Raw genomic sequence first — 12,557 nt, 5'->3', positions numbered from 1 at the left:
GGCCCTGTTTTTCTCTAGGATTGTTTTATTGATTGTTTAGAAGCTTACAACGGAAGCTTGTGGACGCCAGCGACACCAGAATAGCCATCCCAATGGTCAGCTCGGCCTTCACGCCAGCCCGCCATCCAATTGAAATGAGAGTTACCGTCTGGGCATAGATCTTTTGATCGACCTTGTACACCCGCTAAGTAACCCTTTTGGAAGGCTCGGCGGTCCATATCTCGCTTCTGTCTCTTCATAAGTGATTGCCTCTACTTTGGAGAAGATTTGAAATGTGTGGCTTTTAGAACTTCGAAACGCCACTGTTTCAGTATGGTGACAGTGGCAGCCCATGTTAATGAATTTATTGAACTTAAACGCGTTTTCTATATAGCTAAATATTATTAAAAATCTAAGCTACTGAAAATAGGCCATTTTCGAATGACCGAATACTGACTTATATTCAATAGAGTTCAGTGTCGGTTTTTTATATGACAACTTGATATGACATCTCAAAAACCAATACAAGATAGCCCAAACCAACAAGCTCTTACGTTTACATGCCCTAAAGGCTTAGAAGGTTTATTAGAAGAAGAGCTTACGTCTCTAGGTGCTAGCGAGGTAAAACTCGGAGTTGCGTTTGTAGCATGCCGAGCAGACCTTCAGTTGGCATATAAAGCCTGCATCTGGTCGAGACTTGCCAGTCGCGTGCTTTGGCCGATAGCGGAAGGCCAGGGAGAGTCGGCAGAAGCTCTGTATGATTGTATTAAATCCATTAATTGGATTGAGCATTTTAGCGATCGCCAAAGCTTCAAAATCCATTTCACTGGTAAAAGTCCCGATATTCGCAACACGCATTTTGGTGCATTAAAAGCCAAAGATGCGATCTGTGATTACTTTCGCGAACTAACAGGCAATCGCCCAGATGTCAGTGACCAGCCGGATATTCATATTCACGTTCGTTTACACAAAGGTGTTATTAAAACCTCAATCGATTTTGCTGGTGAACCATTACATAAACGTGGCTATCGTCAAAGCCAAGGTGCAGCGCCTTTAAAAGAAAATCTAGCAGCAGCCATTGTTATGCGAAGTGGCTGGCCATCTATGATGAAACAAACCGAAGCCGCTTTACTCGATCCCATGTGTGGCTCAGGTACTTTGCTGATTGAAGCGGCACTTATAGCGGCAAATATCGCACCGGGTCTATTACGTTCACAATACGCTGTGGAGCGTTGGAAACAACATCAAAGAGATGAATGGCGTGTGGTTAAAGCAGATGCTCAAGAGAAAAAAGAGCAAGCTTTGCAAACAGAAACCGAGTTGACGTTGCTCGGCTACGACATGGATGAGCGCGTCATCCAGAAAGCTATACAGAATGCTATCCGCGCCGGAGTGCAGCATTATGTACACTTTAGCGTACAAGCCTTGGCTGATTGGCGGCGTGAAAAAGGTTTACCTGATGAAGGTCTGATTGTTTGTAATCCACCGTACGGTGAACGTTTAAGTGACGAAGTAGCAATTGGTGCACTATATGCCGCCATGGGGAATAAAGCTAAGCAGTTTTTCCCAGGATGGAAGATGGCGATTTTTACCGGGAATCCGCAGCAGGCATACCAATTTAAAATGCGTGCAGATAAACAGTATCAAATGTTTAACGGCGCTATTCCAAGTAAGTTAATGGTTTATGGCATCAGTAAAGATAGTGACAAACACTTTGTAGAGAGTACTGAAGCGCGTTCGATTGAGAGTGGTGACAGTGCCAATATTAAGTTGAACGACGGTGCGCAAATGGTTGCAAACCGAATCAAAAAGAATCTTAAAAAAATCGTGCGTTACGCCAAAAAGCAAAAAACCAATTGCTACCGTGTTTATGATGCCGATATGCCTGAATACGCAGTTGCGGTGGATGTATATGGGGACTGGGTGCATGTCCAAGAATATGCGCCACCAAAAAGTGTGGATCCTGAAAAAGCACAAAATCGATTGAGGGATGTGCTTGATGCGCTTCCTGTCGCGCTCAATGTTGATCGCGAGAGAATTGCGTTAAAACAAAGGCAAGTACAAAAGGGTAAAAAACAGTACCAAAAAGTAGATGAGCAAGCTTCATTTTTTGAGGTGCAAGAAGGTAGCTGTCGCTTTTATGTGAATATGACTGATTATTTGGATACTGGCTTGTTTTTGGATCATCGTCCTATTCGTACCGATATTGAAACCCTTGCCAAAGGCAAAGACTTTTTGAATTTGTTTAGTTACACCTGTACGGCTAGTGTTCACGCTGCTGTCGGGGAGGCGCGATCGACCACCAGCGTTGATATGTCGCAGACCTATTTAAATTGGGGTCGACGAAACCTTACTCTAAATGGGATTGCTGAGAAGTATCATCACTTCATACAAGCAGACTGTATGCAGTGGTTAAAAGATGTTCAGAGTGAAAGCAAGCGCTTTGACTTAATTTTTATGGATCCGCCGAGTTTTTCCAACTCCAAGCGAATGATCGGAGTACTCGATGTGCAGCGTGATCATGTGGAGTTGATTGAACTGGCGATGGGACTGCTAAAACCCAATGGCATCCTGATTTTTTCAAACAACCTAAAACGCTTCAAATTGGATTTTGATGCACTAAATAAGTTCGAAGTGATCGATGTTAGTGCAAAAACCATCCCTGATGATTTTACCCGCAATGCAAAAATACATCAGTGCTTCCAAATATCGGCTAAATAAATAGCCTCAGCAGCCCCGTTTCAACGGGGTTCACACCAAGTTGGTGCAGGCCTATCATTAAAAATGCCTTCAATTGATGCGATTGGCATGACTTCTGCTTAAAGACGGAGCATCTTTTGGGGGTAATCCACTTTTCTTCTGAAAATAAAGGATTATCGAAATATAAAATCATATAAAAGTGCTTTTTGTTCGAAATGTGATCGCTGGTGGTGCTCGCTGAACAATAAGTGTGCAAGTCAGCCTTGAGGGGAATCTTGTGGAAAATATTAACAGTGCTGTAGAAACCCTGATCAGCAGTTCTAACACATTCTTTATCCTACTTGGTGCCATTATGGTGCTTTTCATGCACGCAGGTTTTGCGTTCTTGGAAGTGGGTACTGTTCGCCATAAAAACCAAGTAAATGCGTTGGTGAAAATCATTACTGATTTTGGTATCTCAACCATCGCTTATTTCTTCGTGGGTTACAGTATTGCCTACGGTGCAGACTTCTTTGCTAGTGCCTCCGATCTAACCGGTAACAATGGTTATGAGTTAGTGAAATTTTTCTTCTTACTGACGTTTGCCGCCGCTATACCAGCCATCGTCTCCGGCGGTATTGCAGAGCGCGCAAAGTTTTATCCATTCCTAATTGCTTCTGCTTTGATTGTGGCTTTTGTTTATCCGTTCTTCGAGGGTATGATTTGGAATGGTAATTATGGCTACCAAGATTGGTTGGAAACCACATTTGGTGCACAGTTCCATGATTTTGCTGGTTCTATTGTTGTTCATGGCGTGGGTGGCTGGTTAGCGCTTGCGGCGATTTTGATTCTTGGTGCGCGTAACGGTCGCTATCGAAATGGTCGTCCGGTGGCATTTGCGCCCTCGAGTATCCCTTTCTTAGCGCTTGGTGCTTGGATTCTTACCGTAGGCTGGTTTGGCTTTAACGTAATGTCAGCACAAACTCTTGATGGTATTAGTGGTTTGGTAGCGGTTAATTCCTTGATGGCGATGGTAGGTGGTACTATTGTAGCCATGCTAATGGGACGTGTTGACCCTGGTTTTATCCATAACGGTCCTTTAGCAGGTTTGGTTGCTGTGTGTGCGGGCTCCGATTTATTCCATCCAATGGGTGCGCTCGTTGTTGGCGGCATTGCAGGTGGTTTATTCGTTTATACCTTCACCTTGTTCCAAAACAAAGTACCACGTATTGATGACGTATTGGGTGTTTGGCCGCTACACGGCTTGTGCGGTGCTTGGGGTGCTATCGCTGTTGGCATTTTTGGTACAGAAGCTTTCGGCGGTCTTGGTGGCGTTAGCTTTATGTCTCAGCTAATCGGAACGCTTACAGGTATTGCAGTGGCACTAATCGGTGGCTTTATCGTGTACGGTTTGGTTAATGCCGTTTCTGGTCTTCGTCTATCTGAAGAAGAAGAGTTCGATGGTGCGGACTTGGCCATTCATAAAATCGCAGCAACGTCTGAAGATAAGTAATTGATTGTTTAAGATATAAACTTAAAAGAACCCCCGCATAAAAGCGTTGCTCGAAAGAGTAGCGCTTTTTTTGTATTCCGAGACATAAAAACTCTGTGTTTTGATCTAGGTTATGGCGAGCACTTTAACATTCGCGTTATAGTCCTAATTTTTCACAGGGATCGTTCGATGACATTTCCGAATGTGTTGTTTTTCAGTCTTGTTTTAGGTGTCTGCGCCACGGTTTTAATGGATTTGTGGGCCTTGTTTTTAAAGCGAGTCTTTAATGTTCAGCCACTAAATTGGGCCATGGTTGGTCGTTGGGTGGGAAACATGCGAACAGGTCACTTTTACTATGAAAGCATTATTCGTGCACCGATTGTAAAGCATGAAAAAGTAATTGGTTGGTTGATTCACTACATTACGGGTGTGATGCTGGCTTTGATGTTTTTATCCATTGTTGGCAATGGATGGTTATTGATGCCAACTGTGCAACAGGCTATTAGCTTTGGGCTAGCGACCGTTTTACTGCCGTTTTTAATTATGCAGCCGTGTTTAGGATTTGGATTTTTTGCAAGTCAGACCCCAAATCCAATGAATGCTAGGATGCTAAGTATTTTGGCTCATATTATATTTGGGTTAGGTTTATTTTTGACCGCTTATGTCGTCGTCCATGTGGTTGGAGTGTGATCCAAACCTGAGTGGTAACGCATGGCACGGTTCCGTCCAAGATCTTTGGCTTTGTAGAGCCCTTTGTCTGCTTGAACTAATAAGCCCTTAATATCTGTGATGGGTTGATCTTCTGTGATGAAACCCAAGCTAATCGTGATAGGAATAACCTGATTTAAATAAACAAAACGAGTCTTAAAGATACAATTTCGTAACCGTTCTGCAACGATTTCTGCTTGGCTCGATTCACAGCCTGGCAACATCACGGCAAATTCTTCTCCTCCCATCCTCGCAAGAACGTCGTTTTCACGCAGTTCATGGGCTAAAAGATCGGCTAGCCATTTTAATGCCGCATCTCCCGCTTCGTGACCGTATTTATCGTTGACGTGCTTAAAGTGGTCTATATCGATCATCATGACGGAAAGGTGACAACTTTTATCATGAGTACGTTTGCTGAGAATCTGCCATTGATCAAAAAAACCTCTTCGATTAAAGACACCGGTTAACGGGTCATAACTGGCAAGGCCCACCAAATGATCTTCATTGCGCATGAAAAATAATAAAGGAAAAAATAATGCGGTACATGTCGCTAGCATAATGTGAATTAATAAAATGACAGGCATCACATTGCTTGTGGATTGCGCCAAAACATTAAAACTGTGAAGGGCGATGATACTGGCCTGTAACAGCATTACTAAGCCATGGATGGACAAGAGAGCAACAAGAATTTTGGATGGTTGGTTAGTTGCTTGATGATTTCCTCCAAGCAAGTTGACAGAGTAAAACAGTAAACCACAGACTATTATCGTTGTAATAAACTGGGCAAGGTCTGGCACATGAAGGCTTCCGGCCAAGGCCAACGCACTGATTAGTAGAAGGGGCGCAAACATTTTGAAATGTGCCTTCTGCGGTTGTACGTAGCAGCGAATACCCTGTACGACTAATACATTGACCAGAATGATCATAAAGTCCGCGATGGCGACCGTGACGACTGCAAAGTCGATGAAGACACGTAAGCTGGCCGTAAGCTCTGCTGCCGCGAACAACCAGCATGAAAGCGACCAATAAAGAAAACTCTTTTGGTGTTTCATCCAATATAGAGCAAATAGAAAACCACCAATCATCATGTTAATTAGAAAAGAGACCCCTATCAGGGTGGGAAGGTGGATCATGCTTCTTCCTATTACGATGTTTGCGTGAGTTCAGCTGAGCCGTTCGAATAGTCTAAAGCTTAGTCCAAATACTCAAAATTTAGCGGGTTCAACTGTATTAATTTTGATCGTTATTCTGTATGATGCGCCGCTCATTTTTATTGATTGAATGTTCAATATAAAAAGGTGTGAAATGCGAACGATATTGATCTTGGCCGTTTTTGCTTTGATTGTGGTGGGTCACTCGGCTTATGCCGATGAGCAATGTGATGCTGTGCGTTTCGGCGTAGTGGATTGGACTGATGTAAAAGCAACCACAGCGGTAGCTGCCGAGCTTCTGCGGGTTCTTGGCTATGAGGTAGAGATTACCAAACACAGTGTGCCCGATACCTATGAAGCAATGGCAAATAATGAGGTGGATATCTTCCTTGGAAATTGGATGCCTAGTATGGCACCTGTGGCGGATCCATTTGTGCAGAACAAGCAAGTTGAGCGAGTGCGTCCAAATTTAAAGGGAGCCAAATATACGCTAGCTGTCCCACAGTATGTGTATGATGCTGGCGTTACGAGCTTTGCAGACATCGCAACGTTCCAAGAGCAATTTGAAGGACGCATCTATGGTCTTGAAAAAGGTAACGATGGCAATCAGTTGATTCTTGATATGATTGAAAGCAATGCCTTTGGTCTAAAGCCGTTCAATCTCATTGAAACTTCCGAGCGTCTTATGCTCGCTCAAGTAAAGGGAAAAATTCGAGATCAGCGCTGGATTGTTTTCTTAGCTTGGGCGCCTCACCCCATGAACGAGCGCTTTGATCTCGTTTATTTAGAGGGTGGTGATGATTATTTTGGACCCAATAAAGGCGGTGCCACAGTGTATACCAATACGCGTGCAGGCTTTGCCAGTGACTGTCCCAATGTTGCCCAGTTTTTACAGAATCTTGAGTTTTCTGTGGCTATGGAAGGACAAGTAATGGATATGATACTGAATCAATTTGTCCCACATGATCGTGCAGCACGTCATTGGATGTACCAAAACCCAGATCGGGTTGAGTCTTGGCTAAAAGGCGTGAGGCATCAAAACGGCGCCAAAGCAAACGCTAAAGCTATTGCGAGATCAATGCAGCTTAGTTTGAGCGAATAAAAAAAGCCCCTCGGGGCTTTTTTTATTTTCGAATGTCGGTATCAGGGAATGACGGTTATAAATTCGGGTGCGAAACCATATTCCCAAATGATTACCGTACCAACGCGAGTCACCACGAGATAAACCAAAGCAACCGTCAAGATTGCACCACTGAAAGGGATAGCGCGTTCTTTTTCGATGCCAAGAACAATGGGTAGACCGTCGTACATTAGATACCCCGTGTACGCGGCAGCGGCAACAAACACCACCATATTGAAGATTGGTTCGGGGTATAGCAAAGCAAAGCCCGCCAAAAATAGGGGGGTACAGGAATACGCGGTTAAGGCAATACCGTATGCATAGTACTCATCGTGGTGACTGCCGTAGGTTTTAGACATCCAATCAATGGCCCAACCTAAACCGAATACACCAACCAGCATGGCTAAGTAGGTCATCACGACCAAAGGCAGAGCACTTTCTTGGGTAAATTTAACTAGGTTGCCGTCGCCTACTGTCCAACCGATTTGTGTCGTTGCAACATAGGCACAAATGGGACTGATGAGTGCGAGAATCCCTACATAGGCGATATAGAGGCGCGTGGGTTGGGTATGTTCTTTTCGAATTTCAGCCCACTCTTGATCTGGGTGAGTGAACATTCCAAACATATGACTGAGTAGCATAGCGGCCCCCTTAATGGACTATTCGGCTGTAGCGTAAAATGCTTATTGTCACTTGTTTTTATAGTCGGGTTTTTCTCAACTATCCACAAAAACTACGCGTCATTTTCTTACTTAGTTCACTCTGGCGAATAAAGTCTGACTTTTGATAGGTAAACGCAGACAGTGCGGCTCGAGCATGTTTATTGGTTATAAAGGGAGTTAACTGTTATGCAAAGTGATCGATATCCATGAGAATACCTTCATCATCGCAATCAATGCGTAATAAATCTGTTTCTTTTATCAGTGCTTTTGCTCCTTGATCGCCGTTTAGTTGTAAGAGATCTGGACAATACCGATATGGAAAAATGACGGGGTGTCCATCATGTCCATTAAAAGTAGGACGCACTATTTTTGTCCCATGGTTTTGTTTGAATGTGTCTAGCAGTAATTGATAAGTGGATGCTTGTATATAGGGCATATCAGCAAGGCAAATCATGATACCGTGGTTTGGCGGTATTAGTGCGGCTCCTCTTTTTAACGATTCTGACATACCAAGTTTGGTGTTTGGATTATCAATCACCTGCACAGATTTGTGTTCGCTCAAAAAATGAAGCGCGTCGCGCCGCAAAGGATCCACAACGCAAATGCAATGTGCCGCTATTTGATTGAGATGGTTTAGAGTGTGCGACAAGATTGGCAACGATTTATTATTCAGTTGAATCTGATGGGCGAGTTTAAACACACCGCTTGGGTGTTTAAAGCGAGAACCTTGACCAGCAGCCAAAACTATAGCTGTGACTTGATCAGCGTTAGCGCGTTTATGTTTTTCCATTTTTAGTCGCAATGATCTCCGCTAAAATCGAAATAGCAATTTCACTGGGTGTCTTACTACCAATATCGATTCCAACCGGACCATGTAAATGATTGACTTGCTCTTGGGTAAAATCAAAATGTTCCATAAGCCGCGCTCGACGGTTTTTATTGTTGAGTTTGGAGCCTAAGGCTCCTATGTAAAACGCTTCACTTTTTAATGCTGTTAATAGTGCCATATCGTCGACCTTGGGATCGTGCGCCACGGTAACAATCGCTGTGCGCTTATCGATATTCAGAGAATCTATGACATCGTCAGGAAACCCTTCCGCTAAGGGAATATCCTTCATTAACCAGTTGTTTCGATAATCAGGCCGCGGATCACTGACAACAATACTAAAGCCCAAACCTTGAGCAAATTCAGCGAGAAATCGACCAGTTTCACCGGCACCTACAATAACCAGTCGCCATTGTGGACCGATAACATTTTTCCAGTATGTATGATTTTCAAATTGAATTAATTCGGGCTCTTCTGCTTCCCACGGTGAGACACTCACTTGGCCATTGTCGACATTGAGTGATCGAGTCACGGTTTTACGCTGTTCAATAGCTGTAATGAGCACTTCCACTTCGTCAAGTTTAGATAGTGGTTCGGCGATTAATTCCAGAGCACCGCCACAAGGCAAGCCAAAGCGGTGTCGCTCTTCTTGAGTTTCGCCGTAGATAAATTGCTGAGGAGATGACACGGGATTGTTAATTAGCTCACGGATGAGATCTTCTTCTACGCAGCCACCGCTAACACTTCCATAAAAGCGCCCATCGTCCGCTACAGCCAGTAATGAGCCCACAGGCCTGGGAGACGTTCCCCAAGTCTTAACAACGCTTACTAAGGTGACACGATTGCCTGAATTCAAGCAATCGTGACAGCCTTTCAACACATCAAGTTGTGATCCCTGCATACAAGTCAACTCAGTTTCAATGGCAGACTACGTAAACGTTTCCCCGTAGCGGCAAAAATGGCGTTACCCACAGCAGCAGCGATAGGCGGGAGACCAGGTTCACCAACACCGCTAGGTGATTCATCGCTGTCGACGATCAGTACTTCGATATCCGGTGTTTCGTTGATACGTAAGATAGGGTAATTGTGGAAGTTACTTTGTTCTACCGCGCCGTCTTTTAAGGTGATTTCGCCATGCAAAGCGGTCGTTAAACCGAAGATAATACCGCTCTCCATTTGATCGCGAACAATGTCAGGATTCACTGCTAATCCACAATCAACGGCACAAGTAACCTTGTGTATTTTGATTTGATTGTTTTCGACAGATACTTCAGCAATTTCTGCGACATAACTCTGAAAAGACGTATGTACTGCAACACCATGATAATGGCCGTTTGCTAAGTTTTTATTCCAGCCTGCTTTTTCAGCGGCTTGCTTCAGTACATTTGCTAAACGGGGATTGTTGTTTAAATGCTTCAGGCGAAACTCAATGGGATCGACTTTTTGCTTGATCGCAATCTCATCCATCATACTTTCTTTAAAGAAGCCAGAATAACTGTGACCAACACTGCGCCAAAAGCCTAGTGGTAGGCCAGGGTCTACTGTTACATGATCGACATTTTTATGCGGTGCATCATAGTCTTCAAATAAACCTTCAACACTGGCAGGGTCAACAGTCCAGCCATCGAAAAGCCCATAGCCAGCTTTGCTTATCCAATCGACCATGCCATTGGGTAAGAAGCCCGGCATCATCGCATCTGCCACTTCATCAATGGTATAAGGCATAATGTTGGGGCCGGAGCGAGTGACATTCCAGCTATCAATCATGCCTTCATTGCTGACACCTATTTTGAAACGAGCCATGGAAGCAGGGCGATAATAATCATGTTGGGTATCATCTTCGCGGCTCCATACTAATTGAACGGGAACGCCTGCTGCTTTGGCGATTGCAACCGCTTCTGCCACATAGTCACTAACGGTTCGACGACCAAAGCCACCGCCGATAAAGCAGCCATGAACAGTCACATCATCTTTGCTCACATCGCCATAAAATGCCGCAATATTTTTTGCTACTTGGGGATTTTGCGTGCTAGTCCAAATCTCTAATTTATCGCCATTGAATTTTGCAGTGCAATTCATGGGTTCCATAGTGGCGTGTGCTAGGTATGGCGCCCAGTAATCGGCTTCAATAACATTGTCGGACTTTTGCAACGCTTCTAGACCATCACCTTCTTCATGAGCATTGTCATAATCACCAAGGTCTAACGCTTCTTTGAAAAGGTTTTGACCATTACCTTTTGCTGTGGAATTGGAGCTAAAAGCCGAAAGGGTTTCTGGTAGGTTCCATTTTATCTCCAGCTTCTGCAACGCTGCTTTCGCTTGGTAATAATGTTCAGCCACCACTGCTACGCCATTATGAATTGCTACCACAGACTTTACGCCTGGCATATCTTTGGCTTTTGATCCATCAAACGATTTAACTGTGCCACCAAATTGCGGACAGCGTTTGAGTGCTGCACGATGCAGCCCGTCAAATTCGATATCTAAGCCAAATTGAGCGGTGCCGGTACTTTTTGCCTTCGCATCTAAGCGCTGATTAAGTTTACCTATATATTTAAAGTTTGATTTTGGTGTCAGCGTCGCGTTCTCTGGAAATTCTAGTTGCGAAGCGACTTCTGCAAAGTCACCGTACGGTAGGTACTTTCCAGCGATGACAACATTACCGTTCTCTGTACTAATATTTTCAATAGGTTCTTGAGTCACTCTCGAAGCTGCTTGGCGAATGACTAAACGCATGTTTGCGGCTAGCTGACGCAATGGTTTGAAATGCACGCGAATAGAATTACTACCCCCTGTTACCTGTAAACCGTATTCAGGGTTATTGTAATCAGGATGATCGCCGACGTTGATGACATTGATTTTCTCTGGCGCGATATCTAACTCTTCAGCCAAAATGGTCGTTAAGCCGGTATAAACTCCTTGTCCCATTTCCGTTCGCGGTAAATAAAAGTTGATCTGATTATCGCGTGTGATTTGTAAGAGTGCATTTGGTTGAATGTCGCCCGTTTGCTCATTTGGAAGAGCAGTTGAGGCACAGCCTGTTAATGGGATACCCGCGATTAAACCACCACTGGCAAGACCTAAGCCTTTCAAGAAGCGACGGCGTGAATCATCTATAACTGGGTTCATGCTTGCACTCCTTGTGAATTACTTTGCGGATCAAAAATACGCACTGCTTGTAACTGACCCTTGCCTTGTTTGAGAGAGCTGGCGGCTTGCTTGATGGCTTTTTTAATATTGGGGTATGTACCACAGCGGCAGATATTCCCGCTCATGGCATTGTTGATATCATCGTCTGAGGGATTCGGGTTTTGTTTTAGTAAGGCCGTTGCACTGATTATTTGACCCGATTGGCAATAGCCGCATTGAGGCACACCGGCTTCGACCCAGGCTTCTTGTAGGATTGATAAAGTTTGTTGATCACCAATGCCTTCGATCGTGACCACATCCTTACCAGCTACAGATGAGATTGGAGTAATGCAGGTTCGCGACGAGTTCCCATCAATGAGCATACTGCAGGCACCGCAAAGGCCCATGCCGCATCCAAACTTGGTACCCTTCATTTTTAAATGGTCACGCACAACCCATAATAGAGGGGTGTCAGGTGCGGCATCCACTTCTATAGATTGCCCGTTTAGAGAGAATGTGATCATGGGTTTCCTCATTCGATATCGATACAGTGCGCACTGCTATAGATGTCTAGAGTAATTATTCTATTAAAGGAACGCAACGCAATATAGTGTTGCTCACTAGGTACAATACTGCGGATGGCCTAAGTTGCAATAAACATCCTTGGTACAAAGTGCATAGCCTTTTATACTGACGGTCTTATTATAGTGTTGCTCACTAGGTACAATACTGCGGATGGCCTAAGTTGCAATAAACATCCTTGGTACAAAGTGCATAGCCTTTTATACTGACGGTCTTATTGCGTTGGACG

The 12,557-nt window shown here is 44.2% G+C and carries 11 protein-coding genes; 4 read left to right on the top strand and 7 right to left on the bottom strand.

The genetic code is table 11. The features are described from left to right. Positions 1-44: 44 nt before the first annotated feature. On the bottom strand, positions 45-239 hold the full coding sequence (gene rmf, locus HF888_RS09900) for a ribosome modulation factor (RefSeq protein ID WP_007017164.1): 195 nt from the start codon (positions 237-239) through the stop codon (positions 45-47). Positions 240-483: 244 nt separating this feature from the next. Here rmf and rlmKL point away from each other — a divergent pair, with 244 nt between their 5' ends. From rlmKL to HF888_RS09885, 3 genes are all read left to right on the top strand, one after another. Continuing rightward, positions 484-2,700: a bifunctional 23S rRNA (guanine(2069)-N(7))-methyltransferase RlmK/23S rRNA (guanine(2445)-N(2))-methyltransferase RlmL gene (gene rlmKL, locus HF888_RS09895; RefSeq protein WP_007017163.1), complete on the top strand. Its 2,217-nt coding sequence runs from the start codon at positions 484-486 to the stop codon at positions 2,698-2,700. Positions 2,701-2,956: 256 nt separating this feature from the next. Next, positions 2,957-4,171: an ammonium transporter gene (locus HF888_RS09890; RefSeq protein ID WP_007017162.1), complete on the top strand. Its 1,215-nt coding sequence runs from the start codon at positions 2,957-2,959 to the stop codon at positions 4,169-4,171. A gap of 168 nt (positions 4,172-4,339) precedes the next feature. Next, entirely contained in the window at positions 4,340-4,840 is a 501-nt protein-coding gene (locus HF888_RS09885) for a DUF2938 domain-containing protein (RefSeq protein ID WP_007017161.1), read from the top strand. Here the strand turns inward: HF888_RS09885 and HF888_RS09880 are convergent. Next, positions 4,810-5,991 (bottom strand): GGDEF domain-containing protein, encoded by a 1,182-nt coding sequence (locus HF888_RS09880; RefSeq protein ID WP_083771884.1) that lies wholly within the window; start codon positions 5,989-5,991, stop codon positions 4,810-4,812. The genes HF888_RS09885 and HF888_RS09880 overlap by 31 nt on opposite strands. Before the next feature lie 172 nt (positions 5,992-6,163). Between HF888_RS09880 and choX the strand changes: the two genes are divergently transcribed. Then, positions 6,164-7,111 (top strand): choline ABC transporter substrate-binding protein, encoded by a 948-nt coding sequence (choX, locus tag HF888_RS09875; protein WP_007017159.1) that lies wholly within the window; start codon positions 6,164-6,166, stop codon positions 7,109-7,111. 41 nt (positions 7,112-7,152) lie between these two features. Here the strand turns inward: choX and HF888_RS09870 are convergent, their stop codons facing one another. From HF888_RS09870 to HF888_RS09850, 5 genes are all read right to left on the bottom strand, one after another. Next, the gene (locus HF888_RS09870) at positions 7,153-7,770 is read right to left on the bottom strand and encodes a Yip1 family protein (RefSeq protein ID WP_007017158.1); all 618 of its coding nucleotides are present in this window, start codon (positions 7,768-7,770) and stop codon (positions 7,153-7,155) included. A 205-nt stretch (positions 7,771-7,975) separates the two neighbouring features. Beyond that, a complete protein-coding gene (locus HF888_RS09865; protein WP_007017157.1) occupies positions 7,976-8,581 on the bottom strand; it encodes a nucleotidyltransferase family protein in 606 nt (201 codons plus the stop codon). Continuing rightward, positions 8,568-9,518 (bottom strand): XdhC family protein, encoded by a 951-nt coding sequence (locus tag HF888_RS09860; protein WP_007017156.1) that lies wholly within the window; start codon positions 9,516-9,518, stop codon positions 8,568-8,570. Before HF888_RS09860 ends, HF888_RS09865 begins: the two co-directional genes overlap by 14 nt. Before the next feature lie 5 nt (positions 9,519-9,523). Then, positions 9,524-11,746 (bottom strand): xanthine dehydrogenase family protein molybdopterin-binding subunit, encoded by a 2,223-nt coding sequence (locus HF888_RS09855; RefSeq protein ID WP_007017155.1) that lies wholly within the window; start codon positions 11,744-11,746, stop codon positions 9,524-9,526. After that, positions 11,743-12,270 (bottom strand): (2Fe-2S)-binding protein, encoded by a 528-nt coding sequence (locus tag HF888_RS09850; protein WP_007017154.1) that lies wholly within the window; start codon positions 12,268-12,270, stop codon positions 11,743-11,745. Before HF888_RS09850 ends, HF888_RS09855 begins: the two co-directional genes overlap by 4 nt. Positions 12,271-12,557: the final 287 nt, after the last annotated feature.

It is taken from the genome of Bermanella marisrubri, from assembly GCF_012295615.1.
GTDB classification, from domain to species: domain Bacteria; phylum Pseudomonadota; class Gammaproteobacteria; order Pseudomonadales; family Oceanobacteraceae; genus Bermanella; species Bermanella marisrubri.
The sequence above is the reverse complement of the archived record's forward strand: the minus strand, read 5'-3'. Positions and strand labels throughout refer to the sequence as shown.

Bases quoted from the DNA above. Each gene is read 5' to 3' on its own strand.
- rmf (WP_007017164.1), bottom strand. From the start codon at position 239: ATGAAGAGACAGAAGCGAGATATGGACCGCCGAGCCTTCCAAAAGGGT.
- rlmKL (WP_007017163.1), top strand. From the start codon at position 484: ATGACATCTCAAAAACCAATACAAGATAGCCCAAACCAACAAGCTCTT.
- HF888_RS09885 (WP_007017161.1), top strand. From the start codon at position 4,340: ATGACATTTCCGAATGTGTTGTTTTTCAGTCTTGTTTTAGGTGTCTGC.
- HF888_RS09880 (WP_083771884.1), bottom strand. From the start codon at position 5,991: ATGATCCACCTTCCCACCCTGATAGGGGTCTCTTTTCTAATTAACATG.
- choX (WP_007017159.1), top strand. From the start codon at position 6,164: ATGCGAACGATATTGATCTTGGCCGTTTTTGCTTTGATTGTGGTGGGT.
- HF888_RS09870 (WP_007017158.1), bottom strand. From the start codon at position 7,770: ATGCTACTCAGTCATATGTTTGGAATGTTCACTCACCCAGATCAAGAG.
- HF888_RS09865 (WP_007017157.1), bottom strand. From the start codon at position 8,581: ATGGAAAAACATAAACGCGCTAACGCTGATCAAGTCACAGCTATAGTT.
- HF888_RS09860 (WP_007017156.1), bottom strand. From the start codon at position 9,518: ATGCAGGGATCACAACTTGATGTGTTGAAAGGCTGTCACGATTGCTTG.
- HF888_RS09855 (WP_007017155.1), bottom strand. From the start codon at position 11,746: ATGAACCCAGTTATAGATGATTCACGCCGTCGCTTCTTGAAAGGCTTA.
- HF888_RS09850 (WP_007017154.1), bottom strand. From the start codon at position 12,270: ATGATCACATTCTCTCTAAACGGGCAATCTATAGAAGTGGATGCCGCA.